The organism is Dialister sp. (assembly GCF_036343215.1).
Classification (GTDB): Bacteria; Bacillota; Negativicutes; order Veillonellales; family Dialisteraceae; genus Dialister.
Genome location: NZ_JAZASU010000005.1, coordinates 33716 through 59174 on the forward strand (window position 1 = coordinate 33716; position 25459 = coordinate 59174).

At 48.5% G+C, this 25459-nt stretch carries 24 protein-coding genes and 1 riboswitch; of the genes, 1 reads left to right on the forward strand and 23 read right to left on the reverse strand.

Features of this window, described 5'->3' with window-relative positions; genetic code table 11:
• Window positions 1-25 precede the first annotated feature (25 nt).
• The 10 genes from miaB to VZT47_RS02975 form a co-directional block, all read right to left on the reverse strand.
• Window positions 26-1366, reverse strand: coding sequence for a tRNA (N6-isopentenyl adenosine(37)-C2)-methylthiotransferase MiaB (gene miaB / locus VZT47_RS02930; RefSeq protein WP_330223487.1), 1341 nt, complete (start codon window positions 1364-1366; stop codon window positions 26-28).
• A 140-nt stretch (window positions 1367-1506) separates the two neighbouring features.
• Window positions 1507-1974 carry a 6,7-dimethyl-8-ribityllumazine synthase gene (gene ribH, locus VZT47_RS02935; RefSeq protein WP_330223488.1) on the reverse strand — a complete coding sequence of 156 codons (468 nt, stop codon included), beginning with the start codon at window positions 1972-1974 and terminating at the stop codon, window positions 1507-1509.
• A gap of 35 nt (window positions 1975-2009) precedes the next feature.
• A complete protein-coding gene (gene ribA / locus VZT47_RS02940; RefSeq protein ID WP_330223489.1) occupies window positions 2010-3239 on the reverse strand; it encodes a GTP cyclohydrolase II in 1230 nt (409 codons plus the stop codon).
• On the reverse strand, window positions 3229-3882 hold the full coding sequence (locus VZT47_RS02945; protein WP_330223490.1) for a riboflavin synthase: 654 nt from the start codon (window positions 3880-3882) through the stop codon (window positions 3229-3231). Before VZT47_RS02945 ends, ribA begins: the two co-directional genes overlap by 11 nt.
• Before the next feature lies 1 nt (window position 3883).
• A complete protein-coding gene (gene ribD, locus VZT47_RS02950) occupies window positions 3884-5074 on the reverse strand; it encodes a bifunctional diaminohydroxyphosphoribosylaminopyrimidine deaminase/5-amino-6-(5-phosphoribosylamino)uracil reductase RibD (protein WP_330223491.1) in 1191 nt (396 codons plus the stop codon).
• Window positions 5075-5119: 45 nt separating this feature from the next.
• A riboswitch (FMN riboswitch) is annotated at window positions 5120-5235 on the reverse strand.
• Between the two features lie 71 nt (window positions 5236-5306).
• Entirely contained in the window at window positions 5307-5975 is a 669-nt protein-coding gene (tmk, locus tag VZT47_RS02955) for a dTMP kinase (protein WP_330223492.1), read from the reverse strand.
• A gap of 54 nt (window positions 5976-6029) precedes the next feature.
• Window positions 6030-6602: an aminoacyl-tRNA hydrolase gene (gene pth, locus VZT47_RS02960; protein WP_330223493.1), complete on the reverse strand. Its 573-nt coding sequence runs from the start codon at window positions 6600-6602 to the stop codon at window positions 6030-6032.
• Window positions 6602-7555 (reverse strand): ribose-phosphate diphosphokinase, encoded by a 954-nt coding sequence (locus VZT47_RS02965; RefSeq protein WP_330223494.1) that lies wholly within the window; start codon window positions 7553-7555, stop codon window positions 6602-6604. The genes pth and VZT47_RS02965 overlap by 1 nt, the downstream gene beginning before the upstream one ends.
• A 168-nt stretch (window positions 7556-7723) precedes the next feature.
• Window positions 7724-9103 (reverse strand): bifunctional UDP-N-acetylglucosamine diphosphorylase/glucosamine-1-phosphate N-acetyltransferase GlmU, encoded by a 1380-nt coding sequence (gene glmU, locus VZT47_RS02970; RefSeq protein WP_330223495.1) that lies wholly within the window; start codon window positions 9101-9103, stop codon window positions 7724-7726.
• A gap of 173 nt (window positions 9104-9276) precedes the next feature.
• Entirely contained in the window at window positions 9277-10509 is a 1233-nt protein-coding gene (locus tag VZT47_RS02975; RefSeq protein ID WP_330223496.1) for a peptidoglycan-binding protein, read from the reverse strand.
• Window positions 10510-10953: 444 nt separating this feature from the next.
• Between VZT47_RS02975 and VZT47_RS02980 the strand changes: the two genes are divergently transcribed.
• Window positions 10954-12408 carry an alanine/glycine:cation symporter family protein gene (locus tag VZT47_RS02980; protein ID WP_330223497.1) on the forward strand — a complete coding sequence of 485 codons (1455 nt, stop codon included), beginning with the start codon at window positions 10954-10956 and terminating at the stop codon, window positions 12406-12408.
• A gap of 125 nt (window positions 12409-12533) precedes the next feature.
• On the opposite strand, the gene hisIE is transcribed toward VZT47_RS02980, so the two are convergent.
• From hisIE to VZT47_RS03045, 13 genes are all read right to left on the reverse strand, one after another.
• Window positions 12534-13211: a bifunctional phosphoribosyl-AMP cyclohydrolase/phosphoribosyl-ATP diphosphatase HisIE gene (hisIE, locus tag VZT47_RS02985; RefSeq protein ID WP_330223498.1), complete on the reverse strand. Its 678-nt coding sequence runs from the start codon at window positions 13209-13211 to the stop codon at window positions 12534-12536.
• Window positions 13212-13220: 9 nt separating this feature from the next.
• Entirely contained in the window at window positions 13221-13976 is a 756-nt protein-coding gene (hisF, locus tag VZT47_RS02990) for an imidazole glycerol phosphate synthase subunit HisF (RefSeq protein ID WP_330223499.1), read from the reverse strand.
• Window positions 13977-14024: 48 nt separating this feature from the next.
• Window positions 14025-14741 carry a 1-(5-phosphoribosyl)-5-[(5-phosphoribosylamino)methylideneamino]imidazole-4-carboxamide isomerase gene (gene hisA / locus VZT47_RS02995; protein ID WP_296953453.1) on the reverse strand — a complete coding sequence of 239 codons (717 nt, stop codon included), beginning with the start codon at window positions 14739-14741 and terminating at the stop codon, window positions 14025-14027.
• Window positions 14738-15352 (reverse strand): imidazole glycerol phosphate synthase subunit HisH, encoded by a 615-nt coding sequence (hisH, locus tag VZT47_RS03000; RefSeq protein WP_330223500.1) that lies wholly within the window; start codon window positions 15350-15352, stop codon window positions 14738-14740. Before hisH ends, hisA begins: the two co-directional genes overlap by 4 nt.
• On the reverse strand, window positions 15352-15930 hold the full coding sequence (gene hisB / locus VZT47_RS03005; protein WP_330223501.1) for an imidazoleglycerol-phosphate dehydratase HisB: 579 nt from the start codon (window positions 15928-15930) through the stop codon (window positions 15352-15354). Before hisB ends, hisH begins: the two co-directional genes overlap by 1 nt.
• On the reverse strand, window positions 15927-16997 hold the full coding sequence (hisC, locus tag VZT47_RS03010; protein ID WP_330223502.1) for a histidinol-phosphate transaminase: 1071 nt from the start codon (window positions 16995-16997) through the stop codon (window positions 15927-15929). Before hisC ends, hisB begins: the two co-directional genes overlap by 4 nt.
• Window positions 16987-18276, reverse strand: coding sequence for a histidinol dehydrogenase (gene hisD, locus VZT47_RS03015; RefSeq protein ID WP_330223503.1), 1290 nt, complete (start codon window positions 18274-18276; stop codon window positions 16987-16989). Before hisD ends, hisC begins: the two co-directional genes overlap by 11 nt.
• A 49-nt stretch (window positions 18277-18325) precedes the next feature.
• The gene (gene hisG, locus VZT47_RS03020; protein WP_330223504.1) at window positions 18326-18946 is read right to left on the reverse strand and encodes an ATP phosphoribosyltransferase; all 621 of its coding nucleotides are present in this window, start codon (window positions 18944-18946) and stop codon (window positions 18326-18328) included.
• Between the two features lies 1 nt (window position 18947).
• Window positions 18948-20162 carry an ATP phosphoribosyltransferase regulatory subunit gene (locus VZT47_RS03025; RefSeq protein WP_330223505.1) on the reverse strand — a complete coding sequence of 405 codons (1215 nt, stop codon included), beginning with the start codon at window positions 20160-20162 and terminating at the stop codon, window positions 18948-18950.
• A 160-nt stretch (window positions 20163-20322) separates the two neighbouring features.
• Entirely contained in the window at window positions 20323-21231 is a 909-nt protein-coding gene (locus VZT47_RS03030) for a dihydroorotate dehydrogenase (RefSeq protein ID WP_330223506.1), read from the reverse strand.
• Window positions 21228-21995, reverse strand: coding sequence for a dihydroorotate dehydrogenase electron transfer subunit (locus tag VZT47_RS03035; RefSeq protein ID WP_330223507.1), 768 nt, complete (start codon window positions 21993-21995; stop codon window positions 21228-21230). The genes VZT47_RS03030 and VZT47_RS03035 overlap by 4 nt, the downstream gene beginning before the upstream one ends.
• 3 nt (window positions 21996-21998) lie before the next feature.
• Window positions 21999-25199, reverse strand: coding sequence for a carbamoyl-phosphate synthase large subunit (gene carB, locus VZT47_RS03040; protein WP_330223508.1), 3201 nt, complete (start codon window positions 25197-25199; stop codon window positions 21999-22001).
• On the reverse strand, window positions 25196-25459 hold a 264-nt coding region (locus VZT47_RS03045; protein WP_442877414.1), incomplete at its 5' end, for a glutamine amidotransferase-related protein. The genes carB and VZT47_RS03045, both read right to left, overlap by 4 nt.

The following is a 25459-nucleotide window of genomic DNA, read 5'->3' on the forward strand; positions in this document are numbered from 1 at the left end:
AAATCATCAATTTCGGATATCAAGATTACACAAGTTCACCTTTCAGCACCCAGGTCTGGCCGACATTGACTCTGGCAGCCACCGTATCGCCCACCTGAATTCCATCCTTATAGGGAAAAAGAATCATTTTATTGGAAGAAGTCCTGCCATACCAGATGTTTTCATCCTGTTTCGATGGGCCTTCCACAATGATTTCATGGATTTTCCCTTCCATAGCCTTATTGAGTTCAAGAGAAATCACGTTTTCCGTATCCATCAGTTCCTGTAGACGGCGATGTTTCGTGGCATCATCAATCTGGTCTTCCATGCGGGCCGCCGGAGTCCCTGTTCTGGGGGAATAGATAAAGGTATAGGCAGAGTCAAAACGAACCTCTTTGAGAAGATTCAGTGTTTCCTGATGCATTTCTTCCGTTTCTCCCGGGAAACCGGTAATGAGGTCCGTCGTCACCGCAATATCCGGCATCTTTTCACGGACATAGGCAAGAAGCTCCTTGAAGTGTTCAATGGTATATCCACGATTCATCCGTTTCAGCATATCATTGGACCCATGCTGTACGGGAAGATGCATATGACGGACCACTTTGGGAGATGCCGCCATGGCATCCACCATATCAAAAGTCATATCCCGCGGGTGAGAGGTCATGTAGCGGACCCGCTCAATCCCGTCAATTTCATCGATGGCGCGGATGAGATCTGCAAAATTCGTCCCGTTTCTGAAATCAAGCCCATAGGAATTGACATTCTGCCCAAGAAGGGTGATTTCCTTGTACCCTTCGGCAGCAAGGCTTTTTATTTCTTTGCAGATATCATCGATGGTGCGGCTGATTTCCCTTCCCCGTACATAGGGAACGATGCAGTAGGTGCAGAATTTATTGCAGCCCTGCATAATCGGGATCCAGGCGAAAATCTTCGACTTTCTGACGGCCCGGAGTTCACTGTAATCGCTGACGCTGTGAGGATTTCTTTCCGTCTTGACCACATGGCCGCCCCGGGCATTTTCTCTGGAAATAATGTCCTTCAAATCGTGGATATGATAGGGCCCGATGACGAAATCAATGACCGGCATCCGCTCAATGAGCTTTCCCTTGTTTTCCTGCGCCATACAGCCGGCAATGCCGAGCAGCATATGGGGATTCTTATCCTTCAGTTTTTTGATTTCGCCGATTTTGCCATATACCTTTTCTTCTGCATTCTGCCGGACGCTGCAGGTATTCATAATGACGATATCCGCATCTTCCAGTCTTGCTGCCGGTTCATAGCCTATTTCTTCCAGCTGCCCGTTGATTCGTTCCGTATCCGATTCATTCATCTGACAGCCATATGTCAGAGTAAAATATTTTTTCCCGTTGAGCCGTTCTGTTTCCACGACTGACCTCCCGAATTCAGATTGTAATTTTAAAGTTGTCTTTTAATTATATCATTTTTTACCAAATCTTTGGAAATCGTTTTTCTTCAGGAAAATCAGCTGCGCCACGAAGAAAGCCTGCCTTTTCAGCAGGCTTTCTTTTATTTTTCCAGTTTTTTGAAAAGGCTGGCCATTTCCAGGGCGTCCATGGCACATTCGAATCCTTTGTTGCCCGATTTCAGCCCTGCGCGATTGATCGCCTGTTCAATGGTATCCGTAGTGAGGACTCCATAGAGAACCGGGATTCCGCTGGAAAGGGAGGCCATGGCCACTCCCTTTGTCACTTCGGTGGCCACATGTTCGTAATGGTCTGTCTCTCCACGGATGACGGCTCCCAGGCAGATGACCGCATCATATCGCCCGCTTTCCGCCATTTTCTTTGCAGCCAGGGGAATTTCAAAAGCCCCCGGCACCCAGGCCAGATCCACTTGATCCATATCCACGCCATGACGGGTCAAACCGTCCACGGCACCGTCAATCAGTTTGGAGACGATGACTTCATTGAAACGGGAAGCAATGATACCTACCCTGATATCGCTTTCATTAAATTTTCCGGAAATAATATTCATAATCTTTCTCCTTTTTACTTTCTATTTACGGAAGTTCATGCTTCCGGTTCTTCCACATCTTTGTCAAGTTTGAGCATATGCCCCATTTTTTCCTGTTTTGTCTTCAGGTAAAACTGGTCTTCTTTTGTTGGCGCCACTTCAATGGGCACCCTTTCCGTGATGATAATGCCATATTCTTTCACATCATCCAGTTTCTGGGGATTGTTGGTCAAAAGGCGGATATGGCTGGCTCCCAGAAGGTGAAGGATCTGGGCTCCTGTCATATATTCCCGAAGGTCGGCGGCAAAACCGAGTTTCAGATTGGCTTCCACCGTGTCATAGCCTTCATCCTGCAGCGCATAGGCCCGGATTTTGTTGATAAGCCCGATTCCCCTTCCTTCCTGACGGAGATAAACAAGGATGCCTCTCCCCTCTTTTGCAATCTGGCGGAGAGCGGCCGAAAGCTGCTGTCCGCAGTCACAGCGAAGAGATCCGAAGCAGTCGCCTGTCAGGCATTCAGAATGAATGCGGCAGAGTACCGGGACTCCATCGGAAAAATCTCCCATAGTCAGGGCCACATGATGTTCCCCGTTCACCAGATTGACAAAGCCATGAATGCGGAAATGACCATATTTCGTAGGAAGGTCGGCTTCTGTCACTTCCTCTACCAGTTTTTCATGCTTTTTTCTGTATTCGATAAGTTCCCGGATATTACCGATTTTCATGCCTTTGGCTCTGGCCAGTCTGAAAAGGTCTTCTCTTCTGGCCATGGTACCGTCATCATTCATGATTTCGCAGCACAGGCCTGCCGGCTTGAGGCCTGCCAGGCGGGCCAGATCCACAGTGGCCTCTGTATGGCCCTGCCGTTCCAGGACACCCCACCTTCTTGCTTTCAGCGGGAAAAGATGACCGGGTTTCCTGAAATCCTCCGGTTTTGCCCCATCTTTGATGGCCTCAAGGGCCGTCATGGAACGGGCCGCTGCCGATACGCCGGTACCGGAATCTTTATAATCAATGGATTCCAGAAAAGCAGTCTGATGGTTATCGGTATTGTGATTGATCATGGGACGGAGCCTCAGGGAATTTACGATTTCCTCCGCCATGGGCATGCAGATGACCCCTTTTGCCTCCGACGCCATCAGATTGACATTATGGGGAGTCGCAAATTCAGCGGCGCAGATATAGTCCCCTTCATTTTCCCGGGATTCCGCATCCTGCATGATGACTACATGACCTTTTTTTATTTCATCAATGATTTCTTCTATACTGTCAAACTTATACTCCATAGTGTCCTCCCTGCCCCAAAGTTTCAAGCATACTCATGGTCAGGTTTCCGGTTTCTGCCGGCTTCATGAGCTGCTCTACATATTTTCCAAGATAATCGCACTCGATATTGACTATTTCCCCCGGCTTTTTCATTAATAATGTTGTTGTAAGGCCGGTATGGGGAATAAGGGCGATGGAAAATGAATCTTTATTTCTTTCCGCCACAGTGAGACTGATGCCATCCACTGCAACGGATCCTTTTTCAATGATATAACGCATCCACTTACGGTCTGTGGAAATCCTGATGGAGACGGAATTTTCTACTTTTTCCATGGAAATAATCTTTCCCGTGCCGTCCACATGCCCCAGCATGATGTGCCCGCCCAGACGATCTCCCAGACGCAGGGCCCTTTCCAGATTGACGGGGCTGCCGGGTCTGAAAAGTGAAAAAGCTGTCCTTCTCATGGTTTCCGGAGTCGCATCGGCATCAAAAGTATCTTTTGTCAGGGCCGTCACGGTAAGACAGGTCCCGTTTACGGCGATGCTGTCGCCAATTTTTGTTCCTTCCAGGACTTTATGACACCGGATGGTCAGCCTTTCCGAGTGGCTTTGTTTATGGATTCCGGCAATGGTTCCCGTTTCCTCTACAATTCCGGTAAACATTTTATGATTCCTTCACTTCCATAAAATCCACGTCCGGCTTTTTTTCAAGTTCTTTTTCCAATTTCTCAATACGCTGCTCTGCCCGGTCTTTTTCACCATGATCCACATAAGCTTCGATGACCAGGTCCCGGCCGGAGCGTTCCGTGGAAATATCCCGGAGTCTTACGGCATCTTTTACAGCGGATGCCCCGATGCCCCCGATGAGCCCCGGAGCGCCTGCCCCTCCGATAACCATGGGAGCCATATAAAGGCGTACTTTATCCACGATTCCTGCTTCAAAAGCAGAAGCGGCAAGAGTAGAGCCGCCTTCGAGAAGGATACCGTCAATTCCTTTCAATGCCAGGCCTGTCATGGCAGCCTCCAAATCCACCTGGCCTTCTTTTTCGCCATCCGTCATAATGATGTCCACGCCCAGTGCAGAAAGAGCTTTTCTCTTTTTCTCATCTGACTGACTGGTCGTAATTACGATGGCCTGTCCCGGTTCATTAAATACTTTGGCTTCCAGGGGAGCTGACAATTTCCCGTCTACAATGATGCGGACAGGATCCTCCATCCCTTCCGATCTGGCAGTCAGCATGGGATCATCAGAAATAACCGTCCCGGCTCCTGCCATAATGCCTTTATAACAGCCTCTTAAGAGATGGACTTCCTCCCTGGAATCTTCTGAAGAAATCCATTTGGAGTCACCGGTGTGACAGGCTGTCTTGCCGTCAAGGGACATGGCCGCCTTGTATAGGATAAAAGGCTTGTGTTGAGAAATATATTTTATAAATACCTCATTCAGCTTTCTGGCCTCTTTTTCCATAATTCCCAGGGTTACGAATATTCCGGCATCCTTAAGTTTACGGATTCCTTTGCCCGCCACCAGGGGATTCGGATCCACCATGGCTGTCACTACCCGGTCAATCCCTTTCCTGATAATAAGGTCTGCGCAGGGCGGGGTTTTACCATAATGGGAACAGGGTTCAAGGCTCACATAAAGGGTAGCCCCTTCCGGATCTTCACTGCAGTTTTTAAATGCATTCACTTCCGCATGAGGACCGCCATACTGTTCATGCCAGCCTTCACCGATAATCCTGTCATCTTTGACAATGACCGCTCCCACCAGGGGATTCGGTCTGGTATGCCCCATTCCGCGAAGTGCCAGCTCCAGGGCCCGGGCCATATATTTTCTATCATCATCAATACGCAAAAAATCCACCTTCCTTTCGTTCAGGGAGGTGGATATAAATTCATTTCCACTCTTCTTTCATCCGGACTGTACCGTCGGCTCCGGAATCACACCGGACCTGCCATAAAGGCTCGTGGGCTATTACCACCGGTGGGGACTTTCACCCCGCCCTGAAGAGATTGAATTCTTTTTTCATTATAACAAACGCTCATGGAAACGCAAGCTGATTTTGCAAAATTCTTATCATCCAAAGTCAGCACAGGATTTCATTCACCGCTGTCTCAATATCCTTTCCAATATCCTCAATGGCCCGGAGTTTTCCATTCTCCGCACAGGCAATCCTGGTCCATTGGAAAGTTTTGACTAATTCCTGATAAGCATCATGACATTTCCGGAGGTAATCCAGATGCTGTTCATGAATATCCATGGAGCCTCCCTTTTCTGCCCTCTCACGGACAAGCCGTTCCGATATTTCCAAAGGAATATCAAGAAGAATCACAAGGTCCGGCCGGGGAAGTTCCAGCTCGCCGTATTCTGTTTTTTCCAGCCAGGAGAGAAATCGTTTCCGGCTGTCTTCATTCTCATACTTTGTCATCTGGTGCACCATATTGCTGGTGGTATACCGGTCCGCGATGACGATGCCGCCATTCTCGTAAAAAGATTTCCATTGGGTACGGTAGGAAGCAAAGCGGTCGACCGCATAGAAAAGTGAAGCCGCATAAGGGTTGACATCCTCCGGATTCTTTCCAAAATCACCATGAAGGTACATTTTGACAAGGGACGAGGAAGGGCTTTCGTAATTGGGGAAGGAAATATGGATGACCTTTTTCCCTGCATCTTTCAGTTTCCGCTCCAGAAGCTTTGCCTGGGTCTCTTTTCCGCTTCCGTCAATGCCTTCCAGCACAATGAGCTTTCCTTTCATGATTTCTCCCTTCTTCCACAAAAAAGGCAGCTTCCTTCGAAACTGCCTCTTCTTTTATCCTTTTCTTTTCGGATTGAACGCATTCATGGCATGGTCCACGCCATCCTTCAACGCTGCTTCGACAGAGTCTGCAGTATGAAGCTTTGCTTCTTCAATTTTTTCTATATCTTCCCCATAGGGACGGGAAAGCACATGATCCACCACCGTATGACCGTCCTTCGGATGCCCCACGCCGATACGAAAACGATTGAAATTTTCGCTGCCCAGATGGGCAATGAGGGATTTCATCCCGTTATGGCCGCCGGCAGAGCCTTTCTTCCGGATCCTGGTTTTGCCCGGAGGCAGATCCAGATCATCACAGATGATGTAAATATCGTCAAGTCCGACTTTGTAGTATTTGGAAATAGCCCCCACCGCTTCACCGCTGTTATTCATATAGGTCATGGGCTTTACCAGAAGCACTTTTTCCCCATTATAAATAACCTGGGCGATTTCCGCCTTCATGTCACTTTTCCAGTTCGTCACATTCCAGCGGCGGGCCAGCTCGTCAATGACGTCAAAGCCCATATTGTGACGGGTATGTTCATATTCTTTTCCCGGGTTTCCGAGACCTGCAATGATTTTCATTATTTATCAAAAAGCTGGCTTACGGAAGCGTCATGGAAAATGCGGAGAATGGCTTCGCCGAGAAGCGGAGCGATGGAAAGAACAGTGAGCTTGTCCTGCATCTTGTCTTTGGAAATCGGCAGGGAGTTTGTCACGATCAGTTCTTTCAGGTTGGAATTTTTGATTCTTTCAGCTGCCGGATCCGTCAGTACCGGATGGCATACAGCCGCATAAACACCTTTAGCGCCATATTCAGCAAGCGCTTTAGCCCCTTCACAGAGGGATCCTGCGGTATCTACGATATCATCGACGATGAAGCAGTTTCTGCCTTTTACGTCACCAATGATATTCATAACCTTGGCAACACCCGGTTCCGGACGGCGTTTTTCAATGATGGCAATCGGTGCGCCAACACGATCAGCCAGGTCTCTGGCTCTCGTTACGCCGCCGAGGTCCGGGGAAACGATGGTCAGGTTATCCAGGTTCTTGGATTTTACATAATCAGCCAGGAGAGATGCGCTCATCAGATGATCTACAGGAACATTGAAGAAGCCCTGAATCTGGCCTGCATGAAGGTCCATGGTGACGACTCTGGTTACACCGGCTGCAGACATCAGGTCAGCTACCAGTTTGGCACTGATCGGTTCACGACCTCTCGTCTTACGATCCTGACGGGCATATCCATAGTAAGGAACGACAACGGTAATATGACGGGCAGAAGCTCTCTTCAGGGCATCTACCATGATGAGCATTTCCATCAGGTTATCATTAACCGGCGCGCCGGTAGACTGGATAATGAAGCAGTCCTTTCCGCGAACGCTTTCATTGATCATGACCTGAATTTCACCATTATTGAAACGTCCGCACAGGGACTTGCCAAGGGGAACACCGATATAATCGGAAATTTCCTTCGCCAGAGCCGGATTTGCGGTTCCCGTAAAAATCTTCAGTCTTGAAGTGTCTTCCATGTCCATTTTGCTGCCTCTCCCTTTTCTTTCAAATGTTGAAAGTGATGAAATATTCTCCCTGGAATAGCGGAAATACCTTGAAACTCCAGTCCACTACTTCATATTTTTATTATATAACAGGTTCAGTATAAAATAACAGTGCTAAAATCAAGAAAATATCCAATGCAGCTCATTTCAGTCTTTATAAGTATCTTCCTTGACCCAGCCCTTGATATTGGTCTGTCTTGCACGGGCCACGGAAAGCGCTTCTGCCGGGACATCTTTGGTAATTGTGGAACCGGCAGCAGTAAAGGCCCTTTCCCCAATATGGACCGGAGCGACCAGATTCGTATTGCAGCCAATAAAGGCATGATCATCGACGGTGCAGCGATGTTTATTCTTCCCGTCAAAATTAACGGTTACCGTGCCGCAGCCGAAATTAACGTTTTTACCAAGGTCTGAATCCCCGCAGTAAATGAGGTGCGGAAGTTTCGTGCCATCGCCGACAGTGGAATTCTTGACTTCCACGAAATTGCCAATCTTGATATGATCATGAAGCACCGTATCCGGGCGGAGATGAACAAAAGGCCCGATTTCATCGAAGCTGCCGATCGTGCATTCATGGGCATAGACACGATTGAGGCGGGTCTCATCTCCTACGGTCACATTGGTAAGCTGTGTATCGGGGCCAATTTCGCAGCCTTTTCCGACCACCGTGTGCCCCTGGAGAATAGTCCCGGGGAAAAGGATCGTATCCTGACCAACCACTACATCCTGCTCCACATATGTATTTTCAGGATTGATGATGCTGACGCCTTGTGCCATCAGTTCTTCTGCCTTGCGAAGACGGAGAATCCGGTCAGCGGCAGCCAGTTGGATTCTGGAATTGACACCCATAGTTTCATCAGCGTCTTTTGCCGCTACAGGGATAACTTTGAGACCATCTTTGATCATGATTTCAAAGACATCTGTCAGATAATATTCACCCTGGGCATTCTTATTATCGATTCTTTTCAGTGCATCCAGAAGAGGGCCCACCTTGAATACATAGGTACCTGTATTGATTTCATGGACTGCCAGCTGCTCCGGCGTGCCATCCTTCTGTTCCACAATGGAAGTCATATTTCCATTTTCATCCCGAAGGACACGGCCATAACCGAAAGGATTATCAAGAATAGCGGTCAGCACGGTGGCAGCCGCATCGTTTTCCTGACATACCCGGGATAATTCTGCCAGTGTTTCTGCCCGGAGCAATGGAGTATCCCCACAGATAACGAGGACGTAACCTTCCCGGTCCTTTTCAAATTCCGGCACTGCCTGGATGACTGCATGGCCGGTGCCAAGCTGTTCCTGCTGGTGAACAAAAGAAACCTCTTTCCCTTCCAGTTCCCGGCGAACCAGTTCCTCTTTAAATCCCGTAATGACTACGCACTTTTTGAATTCTGCCTGACGAACCACCCGGATGACCTGCTCCACCATAGGCACGCCGCACACCCGATGCAGCACCTTCGGGAATTGGGATTTCATTCTGGTACCCTGTCCGGCTGCCAGAATGACTGCTGTTAATTCGGACATAATTCCTCCTGTTGCTTTCAAATAAAAGATATATCATGAGTGCATTTATTGTTTTTATAAATCCCATAGCTTTTATTGTAGCAAATCAGCTCTGTTCAGGCAAGGATGCCCGAAGTATCCCGCTGCCTGCATAACAAAAAGCAGGACTCCACGAATTGGAATCCTGCCATGATTTATCGAACAAGATATACAGTTACCCTGGTTTTTGTTCCCCATTGATAGGCCTGGTCATACGTATCCACACCCACATCAATGATATTCCCGTGAATGGCGCCGCCTATATCATCGCAGACAGCATACCCGTAACCTTCTATGAAAACGATGCTTCCCAGTGGAATGACTTCAGGATCCACTGCCGCATGGCCTTTTCCTGCATAACCGCCCAGAGCAGTCCTGCCTTCGCCGCCTCCATCATTAGGCGTATAGGCCGTGGATCGCATATGGAACATCTTTTTATAGCTTCCGGAAAAGACAGGCATGTTTTCCAGACGGTCCCAGACGTCGTCATCGGCGATACCGGTTTCTTCCAGTTCCTGTTCTTCCTGAAAACGACGAACCGCATCCTCCGTGCCTTCTCCGTAAACGCCATCCACAGTGCCGGGATCATAGCCATGAAGAAGAAGGCGATTCTGGAGACGGATGACCTTTTTCCCCGAAGCTCCCCTGGAAAGGGTTGAATTGCCGGATTGGGATACATAGACAGAGGTGATATGTCCCAGTGTATCCTCATCAACCATTCCCGTAGAAGGTAAACCTTCATCACTCTGAAACCCCTTTACAGCAGAGGCCGTATCCCCGCCGTAGATTCCATCTGCCGGTCCATCCAGATAGCCCAGTTTCATTAATTTTTTCTGGAGCGAAGAAACTTCTTTTCCCCTGTCCCCGATACCAAAAACGAAATGCCCATCGTCTTCAGGTCCAGGTTCGCCCTCCTCTTCGGCGGAAGCGGGAATCCTTTTCATTTCAGTCAGAGCGGCATAGGTCATTTCATCAATAGCGCCCGAAACAGGAATCTTCTTTTCCTGCTGAAACGACCTGACTGCTTTTGTGGTATCCTGTCCATAAACGCCGTCAATATCCCCTTTCAGAAAACCGGCAGCCGCCAGTCTTTCCTGCATGTCGGTAATCATGGTGCCGCGATTTCCCTCTGCATAAACGACGCCGCCTCCGGGCCTGTAACCTTTGCCTGCCGCTTTTTTGACCGCTTTCCTTGTGGTATCATCGGCTTTCCCGGTGACCGGCAATCCTTTGGCTTTTTGAAATAAAGCCACCGCTTCTTTTGTGGTTGAGCCAAAATCCCCATCCACAGTCCGGGCAAGATAACCGGCCGCTACCAGATCGTTCTGAAGGTCCGTGACTTCGCTGCCATTCATACCGATGCTGAGAGTCTGTGCAGAAACGTTCATGGAAGCCGCCAGCCAGAGCAGAGCGGCGCATCCCCATGTACACGCAGTGCGCATAAAAATCACCTCCGTAGACTCCTGTATTTTACCATTTTTTATCAATTTTGTAAAAGAAAGTAAAAAACCACCCTATTTATCATCAAAATCGGTCTTATTTAACTCTTTCCTTGATAATTTGAAATTCCAATGTCCTGTCAGTGGGGATAAATGACAGAAATTTGCATTATTTCTGATCAGATATCCCAAAGAATTATATTTCCGGTATTCCCCGGGCCCATGGTTTTTTGCAGGGATAAAACTCTCCTTTCACAGTGATGAATCTTTTTGATTTTTAATATTTATATTTATGTAAAATTCTTGTATAAGTTAAAGAAAAATACTATAATTATTTCATAATTAAATGGGGCACATCATTTTACACTTTTATTAGGGAAAAGGGGGAGAAAAATGGAGCAGCTGAATTCAATTGTCTCCGCAATCAATGACGTCTTATGGTCATCGGTCATCATTATTTTACTGGTAGGGGCCGGCTTTTATTTCACTTTCAGGACAAGAGCAGTCCAGATCCGTTATTTTGGGCGGATGTTTAAACTGATAGCAGGCACTGCGGGCACGAAAACGGAAGGGAATGAAGTTTCACCATTCCAGGCCTTCTGTGTCAGCACGGCTTCCCGCGTAGGGGTTGGCAATATTGCGGGCATTGCCATCGCCATCGTAACCGGGGGGCCCGGGGCTATTTTCTGGATGTGGTTTATCGCCGTAGTTGGTTCGGCCACCGGTTTCGTAGAATCCACTCTGGCACAGCTCTACAAAGTTCCCAGAACCGATGGAGCCGGTTTCCGGGGCGGTCCGGCTTATTATCTGAAGAACGGTCTTGGCCATGGTCTCTGGGCAGCCCTCTTCGCTATCCTGATTTCTGTGACTTATGGCATGATTTACAATTCTGTGCAGTCCAATACCATTTCTCTGGCCCTCAATCATGCCCTTGGTTTTGACCGTATGATTGTAGGCGGTGTAGTTACCGTATTTGCCATGATCGTCATCTGCGGCGGTATGGGCCGTATTGCCAGAGTCACTGAATGGATGGTACCGATTATGGCAGGTGTTTATATCATCACTGCCCTGGGCATCATGATTTATAACATCACTGAACTTCCTCATGCATTTTATATCATCTTCAGCAATGCCTTCGATTTTCAGGCTATTGCCGGCGGCAGTATGGGTGCAGCTGTCCTGACTGGTCTGAAGAGAGGTCTCTTCTCCAATGAAGCCGGTGAAGGTTCCGTTCCAAATGCAGCAGCTACGGCTGATGCATCTCATCCGGCAGTACAGGGCCTGATCCAGGCTTTCGGTGTCTATGTAGATACCCTCTTTATCTGCTCCGCTTCTGCCTTCATCATCCTCATGACTGGTGATTATGCTTCTACCGGCCTCACCGGTATCCAGCTGGTACAGTGGGATCTGGCACAGTACTTTGGTGACTGGGCTCCAAAGGCCGTTTCCATCCTTATTTTCTTCTTTGCATTCACATCTCTGATTGGCAACTACTACTACGGAGAAATCAATATCGGTCACCTCACCAATAAGAAATGGCCGCTGAACCTATTCCGCGTCCTCATTGCCGTTATGATTTTCTGGGGCTCCATTGCAGACCTTCCGCTCGTTTGGAACCTGGCCGACCTCTTCATGGCTTTCATGGTCCTTACCAACGTATCGGCAATCATTATTCTCTATCCGAAAGCCCATGCCTGCCTGAAAGACTATGAAAAACAGCTCAAGGAAGGTATTCTTGAACCGATTTTCAATAAGAATGTCCTTTCTGATACCAGGGGCATCGTTTGGTGGGATGACGAACACAATTCCAACAAACTGACTCGTGAAAAGGCAAAAAAAGCTGAATAAGGTATTTAAAAGACCGGTGACATCACCGGTCTTTTAAATTTGGCGATAAAAAGGCAGCCTGCCATGATGACTCATGATATGCTGCCTTTTATTATGTATGTTTCAGAAAGTAACTGCCTAAGCACTCAGAATGTTTTGTCCTGATGCCCCACTTCTTTCTTATTTCCTTTCTTCTCATCCCGATCTTCCAGTTTTTTCATAATGTCATACAGATCGATACCGGAATTTTCCCACATCACGAAAAGATGATAGAGCAGATCGCAGGATTCATCAATGATTTCTTCCTTATCCTGATGCTGGTCGGCGATAATGACTTCAGAAGCTTCTTCGCCGATTTTCTTGTCAATCTTGTTCTTACCTTCTCTCTGCAGATAATTGGTATAGGATTTTTCCTGCGGGTGAATGCGGCGGTCTTTGATTTCATCATAGAGCACATGGAGGATATTCAGGTTTCCCTCAGAAGAAGTATTATTCCATTCAGAAAGGCTTCTGTAGAAGCAGCTGCGGTTATTCGTATGGCAGGCTGGTCCATCAGGAATAACCTGTACCACCAGGGTATCTGCATCACAATCCACATAAATCCGCTTCACATGCTGGAAATGGGCCGATTCTTCGCCTTTGTGCCAGAATTTCTGCCGGCTCCGGCTCCAAAACCAGGTTTCGCCGGATTCCACGGTTTTCTTCAGGGATTCCTTATTCATATAGGCCACCATGAGCACTTCCCCGCTCCTGGCATCCTGAATGACCGCAGGAATCAGTCCTTTTTCATCAAACTTTATATCCTTTATATCAACAGATTCCATAATTTCTCCTTATAAACGGACCGGCACGCCGTGAGCGGCCAGATATTTTTTCAGGTCAGGAATGGAGATTTCGCCAAAGTGGAAAACCGACGCTGCCAGGGCTGCATCAGAACCGACCTGAAAGGCTTTCAGGAAATCCTCCATTTTGCCGGCGCCGCCGGATGCAATGATCGGAATGGTCAGTTCTTCAGAAAGAATCTTCATCAGTTCCAGATCATAACCGTCCTTTTCACCATCGGCATCCATAGAGTTCATGCAGATTTCTCCGGCCCCCAGTTCCATGCCTTTTTTTGCCCATTCCACCACATTGATTCCCGTATTTTTACGGCCGCCTTCCACATAGACATCCCAGCCTCCGCGGCCGTTTCTTTTCCCGTCAATGGAAAGTACCACGCACTGCCGGCCAAAACGGGCTGCCGCCTCGGAAATGATATCGGGATTCAGGACGGCTGCCGAATTGACAGACACTTTATCCGCTCCGGCAAGCAGCATGGTACGGAAATCATCGGCTTTTCGGATACCGCCGCCTACAGTGAAGGGTATGGTGAGTTTTTCAGCAATGGCCCTTACTGTATCCACGAAAGTTTCCCGTCCCTCATGGGTAGCGGTAATATCATAAAATACGAGTTCATCGGCCCCGCTGTCGGAATAATACTTTCCCAGGGTCGCCGGATCATCCACGTCGATGAGATTCTGGAACTGCTTTCCCTTGACTACCCTGCCATGATTGACATCGAGGCAGGGAATAATTCTTTTTGCAAGCATAGGAAACTCCTTTCGGAATAACAAGGAAATCTTATGAAAGAGATTTCATCATTCCTGAATGTCCACGATTTCCTTCATGGTCACTTTGCCCTCATAAAGGGCCTTGCCTGTAATGGCTGCGTAGACTCCCATATCCGAAAGTTTCCGGAGATCATCAGCAGAGGATACGCCGCCGGAAGCCACAAGATGGATTCCCGGAAGAGACTGGAGTTTTGCCATCATATCAAAGTTAGGTCCCACCAGCATGCCGTCGCGGCTGATATCGGTATAGATGATATTGTTTACGCCATGACCCAGAAGCGTTTTCACAAAGGTCATAACCTTCTGAGAACTTCCATCCACCCATCCATGAGTAGCCACCTCATCTCCCTTGGCATCTACAGAAACAGCAATATGCTCTGCTCCATAAGTCTTTGCCGCCTGAATGGCAAAATAAGGGGATGCCACGGCTTTGGACCCGATAATGACACGATAAACGCCCATATCCAGATAATCTTTGATGGCCTTTTCCGTGCGGATTCCTCCGCCCACTTCCACCGGGATGGAAAGGGCTTTACACATATTTTTAATAATCCGGGTATTGACGCCGTTTCCCTTGAAGGCGCCATCCAGGTCCACCACATGAAGGTATTTTGCCCCTTCGGACTGCCACTTTTCTGCCATCTTCACAGGATCATTGCCATAAACGGTGAGATTTTCTATTTTGCCCTGCTGCAGGCGCACGCAGCGGCCATCTTCTATATCAATTGCAGGAAATATTTTCATTTGACCAACCACTTTGCCAGACGGTTCCATATCCCCAGTCCTACGGGACCGGATTTTTCCGGATGGAACTGAAAACCAAGAATATTATCCTTCCCAACAACCGCCGGAACGGTAACTCCATAATCAGCCGATGCGATGATATCTTCCGTATCGCCGGGAGTCTTGTAATAGGAATGGACGAAATATACATAGGCATGGGGAGGAAGATCAGCCAGGACCTTATGATCCCTGTGAATGACAAGCTCGTTCCAGCCCATATGAGGAACCTTCAGTTTACCCTCGGGGAAACGGACAACCCGCCCGGGAAGGAGTCCCAAAGCCGGTATTTCCCCATCTTCTTCAGACACTTCATAAAGGGCCTGCATGCCGAGGCAGATACCTGCCAGTTTTTTGCCCTTTTTGACTTCTTCCCTGATCAGGTCGGAAAGCCCATAACCATTGAGGTGATCCATGGCATCTTTCATGGCGCCTACCCCGGGGAGCACCAGGGACCGGGCATCCCTGATTTCTTCAGGTTTCCTCGTCACTATGACGTCAAGGCCTGCCCTTTTGGCAGCCCGGACCACATTGGCCAGGTTGCCCGCATCATAATCGATAATGGCCGTTTTCATCAGAGCACCCCTTTTGTAGACAAAACAGCATTTCCTTCTACAGTAACTGCTTCTTTCAGCGCATGACCGATCCCCTTAAAAAGGGATTCCACGATATGGTGCCCGTTTTCTCCGTAAAGGCAGGCCATATGAAGGTTCATCATGCCATGCATGGCAAAGGCAAGGAAAAATTCCCGGGTCATTTCCGTTTCAAAATTTCCTATCCGTTCTACAGGAATTTTTACATCATACACAAAGTAAGGACGGCCGGAAAGGTCCAGTACGATACGGGAAAGGGTTTCATCCATGGGGCAGAAAAAGCATCCGTAGCGGTGAATCCCCTTTTTGTCTCCAAGGGCTTTCAGGAAGGCCTCTCCCAGGGTAATCCCCAGATCTTCGATGGTATGGTGATTATCCACTTCCAGATCCCCTTTGCAGGTAATGGAAATATCCATACCGCTGTGGGCTGCCAGAAGGTTCATCATATGGTCAAAGAAACCGATGCCGCTGGTTCCTTCAAACCGGCCGGTGCCATCGATTTCAAGGGAAACGGAGATATCGGTTTCCCCTGTCTTTCTCTGAACTTCTGCCTGTCTCATTGGAGCTCCTTTCGGAATACGGAAAGAAGGATGTCATCCACTTCCTTCGTGGTAACGGAAATACGGTAGCCATTGGGGATTTCCGCACTGTTCCTGTAAATCTTCACCAATACATCATTCTCTTTGAGTGCTTTGAATATTTCCTCATGTTTGACCTGTACCTGGACAAGGAGGAAGTTCGTACAGGAAGGGTAAACGGTCAGTCCCGGAATCTTGACGAGTTCTTCATACAGGCGGTTTCTTTCCTTTACGATTTCATCGCGGACTTTGAAGATTTCATCCCGATGCTTCAGGACGATGGGCGCAAAGAGCTGGGTGAAGGCATTCAGATTATAAGGAGCTTTCACTTTGGCAATGGCTTCAATCAAATCTTTCTGTGCCACCAGGTAGCCGCAGCGCATGCCGGCCAGACCAAAAGCTTTGGAAAGAGTACGGAGAACGACAAGGTTCGGGTATTTCTTTACCAGGCCGATTACGCTTTCCTGCTGGGCAAATTCCATATACGCTTCGTCCACGAAAACGATATTTTCTGCCGCTTTCAGCACTTCTTCGATAAAAGATGCGGGAAGAAGGTCGCCGGTTGGGTTATTCGGGTTACAGATAACCGTCATTTTCGGCTGATATTTCTTGACCGCTTCAAGGATTCCTTCCCGGTCCCTTCTGTAACCGGTCAGATCCTTCACTTTCACTGCCGATGCGCCAAGGACTTCACCGGTCAGTTCATACATATCAAAAGTCGGTGTATGAACCAGGATTTTATCTCCCGGATTCAGGAAAGTATTCAGGAGATAGGTAATCATTTCATCGCCGCCGTTGCCGCAGATGATTTCATCTTCATCACAGCCGATATATCCGGAAATGGCTTTCCTGAGGTTGTCGGCCATGGGCCTGGGATAAAGCTGGGGCTTGAAGGTATCCAGTGCTTCTACCAGTTCCTTCTTCACGGACGGAATGGAAAGCACATTGAAATAGTTTTCATTGGCATTGATGACATATTTCTCGGCGATTGGAGCCACGAAATAGGGTTCAAAGTCTTTGATTGTCTTTCTTAACCATTCACTCTTCATCACGTACCTCCATGGCATGAGCATGAGCCGTCAGTCCTTCTGCCTTCGCAAAAAGCTGGACATGTTTGGAAATCTTCTTAAACGCTTCTTTCGTATAGCATTCCACGCTGCTGTGTTTTACAAAGTCGTAAACGCCAAGAGGGGATGAGAATGCCGCGGTACCGGAAGTCGGAAGGGTATGGTTCGGGCCGGCCAGATAATCGCCGATGGGTTCAGAAGTATAACGGCCAAGGAAAATAGCGCCTGCATTGTAAACCAGGGGCAGGTATTTCTTCGCATCTTCCAGTTCCACTTCCAGATGTTCCGGAGCAATTTTATTGACGATATCAAAGCACTGCTCAATATCTTTGCAGAGAAAAGCTTTGGCATACATATCTACGGAGCTCTTCATGATTTCATAACGGGAGAGCTCTTTCATCTGCTTTTCCATTTCTTCCTGGACTTTCAGGCCGAAATCTTTATCCGGAGTAATGAGGAATACGGCAGCCCGCGGATCATGTTCCGCCTGGGAAAGGAGGTCGGCCGCAATCCACTTCTGATTGGCGCTTCCGTCAGCCACGCAGCATACTTCGGAAGGCCCTGCAATCATATCGATGCCAACCGTTCCGAAAACAAGTCGTTTTGCCATGGCCACAAAAGCATTTCCGGGACCAACGATTTTGAATACCGGTTCCACTGTTTCCGTGCCGTAAGCCAGCATGGCAATCCCCTGGGCGCCGCCAACTTTATAGATTTCCTTGACTCCTGCCACATAGGCAGCAGCAAGGATATTCGGATTCACTTTTCCATCTTTCCCCGGAGGAGTAGCCATGGCTACGGATGGGCATCCTGCTACTACTGCAGGAACCGTATCCATTAAAACGGTAGAAGGATAAGCGGCACGTCCACCGGGAACGTAAACGCCTACGCGCTGGATGGGGAGGAACCGTTCGCCAAGAACTACGCCATCCCGGAATTCCTTTGTCCAGGACTTTCTGACCTGTTCTTTGTGGAAAGCTTCAATATTTCCTTTGGCTTCTTTCAGGACTTCAATGAATTCCGGTCCCACTTCCGTCAAAGCTTCCTCAATTTCTTCTTCCGTTACCCGGAAATCTTTCAGTTCCACTTTATCAAATTTCAGAGTCAGTTCACGGATGGCTTCATCTCCCCCGGTACGGACTTTTTCAAGGATGGCGGAGACCGTCTTTTCCAGATCCTCAGAGAGGTTGACGTTTCTGTTCGTCATGGTCCTTACTTCACGAAGAGATAAACCTTTTTCCGGTACTGTAATCCATTCCATAACCAAAATCCTTCTTTCTTTTATTATGTTTAGTTTATTTTACTATGATTCAGTCTTTCTTTACAAGGCTGATAAACTGCTGCAGTTCATCCTGCTTCATTTTATAAGAAACCTTATTGCAGATGAGGCGGGCAGAAAAATCCATGAAATAATCATAGGCCTCCAGGCCATTTTCCTTTAACGTAGTTCCCGTTTCCACAATATCCACGATGACATCTGAAAGTCCCACCAGAGGAGCCAGTTCTACGGATCCGTTCAATTTGATGATATCGATGGGCTGGAAGCGATCTGCGAAATATTTTCTTGCAATAGAAGGATACTTTGATGCTACGGTGAGAATTCTTTTATTCATGACCTCCCGGTTTCCTTTAATGCCGGAAACCGCCATACGGCATTTTCCGATGCCCAGGTCTTCTATTTCATAGACATCCTCTTCCCCATCTTCCATAAGTACGTCTTTACCAACAATTCCGGCATCGGCAGCGCCTCTCCTGACATAAACGGCCACGTCCGGCGATTTGACGAGGGTCACCCGGATCCGGTCCCGGTCATCAGTGAAAATCAGTTTCCTGCTGTCATCTGAATAATCAGGGAAATGAAAACCGCCATCTTCGAGGAATTTCATCACTTTCTTTGCAATGCGCCCCTTTGCCAGTGCTATATGCAGCATATCAGAATCCTCCTAACTTGGCTTCCATTTCCTCTTTCGTGAAGCTGTCTTTACCCATCTTGAAAAGTCCATCCCCATAGGATACGACCATTTTATAATCGCCCGGATTGAACCGGTTCTTCGTGCTGACTCCCAGGACGGAGTGTCCTTTCCTTCTCCAGTCCATCAGTGTCAATACCAGGTTCCTGTCTGCATTGTCATAAACCACGGCAAGGTCACAGGATGGAACCATTTCCTCCAGAAGGTTGGCTTCTGCCATGACTTCGTATAGAAGGTTCATATTCATCCCGAAACCGCAGGCAGGCCTGGGCACCTGGAACTGGGCAGCCAGCGAATCATAGCGGCCGCCGCTGATCAGGGAATACAGGGCTCCTTTGGCATAAATTTTAAAAACCAGATCCGTGTAATAGCCCATATGGGACGTGAAACCAAAATCCAGTTTCACCCGGTCACTGTAGCCCGCCACGTCCAGATATTCATAAACTTTTCTGAGTCGTTTCAGGGACTCCAGCATTTTATGGTTGAGGCAGAGGTCTTCTGCCATTTTCAGCGTGGCCCCATACGGTCCGAACAGCTTCGGCAGCTCCAGTAATACTTTTCTCTGGATAGTGGTAATGGAAAGCCCGTCTACCAGCGCATCAAAAGCCACGAGATTTCTCTTCTCCAGATATTCCCGGACTTTGGACAGTTCCTCTTCGGACAGATGAAGTTCTTCAAAAAGGGCATCCATGTAAGCTACGGTTCCCAGATCAATTCGCATATCCCTGATACCGACAGATTCAAGAAATTCCGCAGCCATTACCATGACTTCTCCATCACATTCCGGCGTCTCATCCCCCAAGACTTCCACTCCGCTCTGAAGGAAATATTTCCCATGGGTGGACTTCCCATAATATTCACGGAAGACCACCGAGACATACCCGAATTTCAGGAGCTGCGAAGGATCAGGATATTCCCGGGATGCCGTCTTCACAAGGGGTACCGTTACGTCCGGCCGCATAACGAGTACTTCGCCGTCAGGACCGATGGTTTTGATCATTTCCCGCTGAAGCTGGGGAAAATATTTCCCATAGGTATCGTAATCTTCAAAAGTAGGTGTCTGGATAATTTTACAGCCATGACTTCTCATGACTGAAACGACTGCACTTTCGATGCGGTCAAAATTTTTCATTTCTTCTTCATGGACCATCTTCAGGTCGTCCAGTTGTTTTGCCATAAGGTCCTCCTTATCTTTGTCGTAGCTATACTTTATCACGATAAAGAGAGAAAGTAAAGGGGTTGAGGAAATTTTTTCGATAAAAACAGGAATTTTACGATGATGTAAGGACAAAATAAAAACCGTGAAACGATGGCAAATCATTTCACGGCTTTTCCTCTTATGCCTTCAATGTTCCAACAATTTCGTTCACATCTTTAACATGATTCTGATCGCACCATTCATCCAGCTCATCCACGATGCGTCCCATAGCCGATGGATCCGCCAGATTTGCCGTCCCTACCTGGACAATAGAAGCGCCGGCCATCATGAATTCCACCACATCCCTGCCGGTCATGACACCGCCAAGGCCCGAAACCGGGATATGGACAGCTTTTGATACCTGCCATACCATGCGGAGAGCTACCGGTTTGATGGCAGGGCCGGAAAGTCCGCCGGTAATATTTCCAAGTACCGGTTTTCTCGTACGGATATCGATAGAAATCCCCAAAAGTGTATTGATCAGGGAAATCGCATCAGCCCCTGCATCTTCCACAGCTTTTGCTATAGAAACGATATCTGTCACATTGGGAGACAGTTTCACAATGACGGGAAGAGAAGTCGCATCCTTAACAGCTTTTGTAACGGCAGCAGCCTGTTTCGGATCCGTACCGAAAGCAGCTCCCCCAACTTTTACATTGGGGCAGGAAATATTGACTTCCAGGGCAGAAATGCCGGGAACTGTCAGCATGGCTGCGCATTCCGCATATTCTTCCACGCTTTTGCCCACCATATTGGCAATGAATACGGTAGGAAGCTTTTTCACTTCCGGAAGATAATGTTCCAGGAAATAAGGGGCTCCGGGATTTTCAAGGCCGATGCAGTTCAGCATACCCGAAGTGGTTTCCGCAATGCGTACGCCGTTATTTCCCATCCAGGGAGTCGGGGCAAGACCTTTACCGGAAAGAGCGCCCACTTTTTTCAAATCCACATAATCCGCCAGTTCCAGTCCAAAGCCTACAGTGCCGGAAGCACCAATGACGGGGCTGGCCATGGGAATACCAAGGAAGTTGACGTTCAGACGACTCATAATACAACCTCCTCCGCATTGAATACCGGTCCGTCTTCACAGACTTTATAATGGCCTTTGCCGTCTTTTCTGTCACATACGCAGCCAAGACAGGTCCCGATACCGCAGCCCATACGCCGTTCCATGGATACCTGGCAGGGCACATCCGCATCTTTTGCCATCTGGGCGGTAATCTTCATCATGATGCCCGGTCCGCAGACACAGACTTCATCCACTTTTTCCTTTTTGAAAAGTTCAGGAAGAACGGATACGGAGAAGCCTTTAATGCCATAAGAACCGTCATCGGTAGTGACGATGAGATTTTTAAGGGAATCCGGGAAAAGATCTTTCCAGAAAACTTCTTCTTTATTTCTGCCGCCAATGACGACGGTCATCTGGCCCGGCTTCGCCCGGCGGGACATGAAGAGGATGGGCGCAATACCCACGCCGCCGCCTACGCCGACGATATGGTCTTTATCCATATCAAAGGAAGTACCCAGAGGGCCCAGGCAGTCGATGGTATCTCCCACTTTCATATGAGACATAGCTTCCGTTCCGGTCCCCACGATCCGGTAAATGATTTCCAGCATTCCCCTGCCTGCGTCGGCACCGGCTATGGAAATGGGGCGGCGCAGGATATAGCGGGGGTCATTCACTTTCACATGGACGAACTGGCCCGGTTTTGCCTCTTTTGCGATGCGGGGCAGCTCAATCTGCATGAGCCAGATTTCCGGTCCCACCTGTTTATGGATCCGGATAATCCCTTTTTCTACATAACCAGACATAATTTACTCCTTCACATAGTCCTGGATGGCTTCTACATGAAGTTCTTCTGCATCTTTGGATGCCATGACGCGGAGGACTTCTTTTGCCGTATCCAGGGAAGTAATGCACGGAATAGCCAGTTCTACCGCAATACGGCGGAGATCGTAGCCTTCCTGTTCAATCTGGCTGCCGTAGGAAATGGTATTGAGTACCATATCCACCTTGCCGGATTTCAGGTATTTTTCGCAGTTTTCACCTTTTTCATGAATCTTCTTGATGATTTCAACGGGGAGGCCCAGTTCTCTGAAATAAGCGCCGGTACCGGAGGTGCAGATCAGATGGTAGCCCAGTTTCACGAAACCTTTTGCCAGCTCTGCCGTTTCCGGTTTATCCCGGTCACTGACCGTAATGAGTACATTTGCCCCCGCCGGAACCATCAGATTGGAAGCGACAACTGCTTTATAGAGAGCTTCCTGATAGGTATGACCGATGCCCATAACTTCGCCGGTCGATTTCATTTCCGGCCCCAGTTTGATTTCCACAAGGCCCAGTTTGGAGAAGGAGAATACTGGAGCCTTGATGGCCACATAGCCTTTGTCCGGCACGAGGCCAAGAGGCAGGCCCAGGGACTTCAAAGATTCGCCCAGAGCCACACGGGTAGCATATTCAACCATATTGATCCCTGTAATCTTGCTCATGAAAGGAACTGTACGGCTGGCTCTCGGATTGACTTCAATGACATAAACCTGGTCTTTTACGACAATGAACTGAATATTGACAAGGCCTTTGACATTCATGGCACAGGCGATATCTTTCGTATATTTCGTAAGTGTATCTATGACTTCCTGAGACAGATGCTGCGGAGGATATACGGCAATGGAGTCGCCGGAATGAACGCCGGAGCGTTCAATCTGTTCCATAATACCGGGAATGCAGATATCCACCCCATCGGAAATGGCATCGATTTCCACTTCCCGGCCTACCATGTACTGATCGATGAGGACAGGATGTTCATGAGATGCCACTACGGCTTCTTTCAGGTAGGTACGGAGTTCGGACTGGTCATAAACAATCTGCATAGCCCGGCCGCCAAGTACGTAACTTGGACGGACAATCAGGGGATAAGCCAGCTCTTCCGTCTTCTGCATGGCTTCTTCCACACTTTCCACCAGGCAGCCTTTCGGCCGGGGAATGCCCAACTGACCGCAGAGGGTATCAAACCGTTCACGATCTTCTGCCATATCGATGGATTCGTTGGAGGAACCGATGATGCGGATGCCTCTCTTGGCCATTGGGGTGGCCAGATTGATGGCCGTCTGTCCGCCGAACTGACAGATGACGCCTTCCGGTTTTTCCTTTTCAATGACTTCCAGCACATCCTGTTCCGTAAGCGGTTCAAAGTAAAGAGAATCGGAGGTATCAAAGTCGGTGGATACGGTTTCCGGATTGTTGTTGATGACGATGGATTTCTTCCCTGCCTTTGTCAGTGCCCAGGAGGCATGGACAGAGCAGTAGTCGAATTCGATCCCCTGGCCAATTCGGATTGGACCGGAGCCAAAGACGACGACAGAATGATTTCCCTGGGGCCTGACTTCATCTTCTGCTCCATAGGTGGAGTAGTAGTAAGGCGTATGGGCTTCAAATTCAGCCGCACAGGTATCGACCATCTTGAAGTCCGGATGGAAATTAAGTTTTCTCTTGAAGTTTTCCACATCTTTGACGGAAACTTCCGCAAAGTGGGCAATGGCTTCATCAGGCATCTGGATCCGTTTGGCCGCTTTCAGTGTTTCTTCGGTCAGTCCTTCCTTCAGGAGGCGGCGTTCCATTTTGATAATATTCTGAATTTTATAGATGAAGAACAGGTCGATTCTCGTAATACGATTGATTTCTTCCGGTTCGATGCCGCGGCGAAGGGCTTCTGCCACCACGAAGATTCGTTCATTATCGATGCGGGAGAGAAGGCAGCGGATATCATAGAGGGACTGTCCATCCAGTTTCTTCAGATGGAGATATCCTTCCCCTACTTCCAGGGAACGGAGAGCCTTGAGAAGTGATCCTTCCAGAGTACGGTCAAGAGCCATGACTTCGCCGGTGGCCTTCATCTGGGTGCCGATGGCACGGTCGGCCAGGGTGAATTTTTCAAAAGGCCAGCGGGGGAACTTGCAGACTACATAGTCAATGGACGGTTCGAAGCAGGCTTTCGTGTTTTTCGTGATGGCATTGGTGATTTCATCCAGGCGCATGCCAAGGGCAATTTTTGCTGCTACCTTGGCAATCGGATAGCCGGTGGCTTTGGATGCCAGGGCGGACGAACGGCTTACGCGGGGATTGACTTCGATGACGTAGTACTGATTGGTTTTCGTATCAAGGCCATACTGTACATTGCAGCCCCCTTCAATCTGAAGGTAACGGATAATATTGATGGATGCGGTGCGGAGCATCTGATACTGACCATCGGTCAAGGTCTGAGTCGGAGCGACAACGATGGAATCCCCGGTATGAACGCCTACGGGGTCGATATTTTCCATAGCGCAGACGATAATGCAGTTATCCGCACCGTCCCGCATGACTTCGAATTCCACTTCCTTCCAGCCGGCAATGCTGCGTTCGACCAGAATCTGGTTGATCGGGGACAGCTTAATGCCGCGGTTGGCAATTTCTTCCATTTCATAACGATCATGGGCAATGCCGCCGCCGGTACCGCCAAGGGTATAAGCCGGACGGATAATGACCGGATAACCGATTTTATCAGCAAAAGCAATGGCCGGTTCCAGTTCTTCAAAGATTTCTGATTCTGGTACAGGCTGATGGATTTCTTCCATAGCCTCTTTGAAGAGTTCACGGTCTTCCGCATGCTTGATGGCATGGAGGGAAGAGCCGAGGAGTTTCACGCCATACTGTTCGAGGACTCCTGCATCAGAGAGCTGGACTGCCATATTCAGGCCTACCTGGCCGCCCAGGGTAGCGAGAAGTGCATCTGGTCTTTCTTTCCTGATGACTTCCGTTACGAAAGGAAGGGTAATTGGTTCGATATAAACCCGGTCAGCGATATCCACATCGGTCATGATGGTGGACGGATTGCTGTTGACGAGAACGACTTCCACTCCTTCTTCACGAAGGGAACGGCAGGCCTGGGTGCCGGCATAGTCGAATTCTGCCGCCTGACCGATGATGATTGGCCCGGAGCCGATGACAAGTACTTTTTTAATATCCGTGTTGATCATTTTTTGAAATCCTCCATGGCCTTCCTGAATTCAGCAAAAAGATAGAAATTATCCTTTGGTCCCGGCGATGCTTCCGGATGGTACTGGACAGCCTGGATGGGAAGTGTCTTATGGCGGATGCCTTCGATGGTTCCATCATTGACGCTTCTGTGGGTGACTTCGATGCAGTCCGGAAGATTTTCATCGGAAATCGCATAGCCATGGTTCTGGCTCGTAATATAGACCCGTCCGGTGCGGAGATCCTTGACCGGATGGTTGGC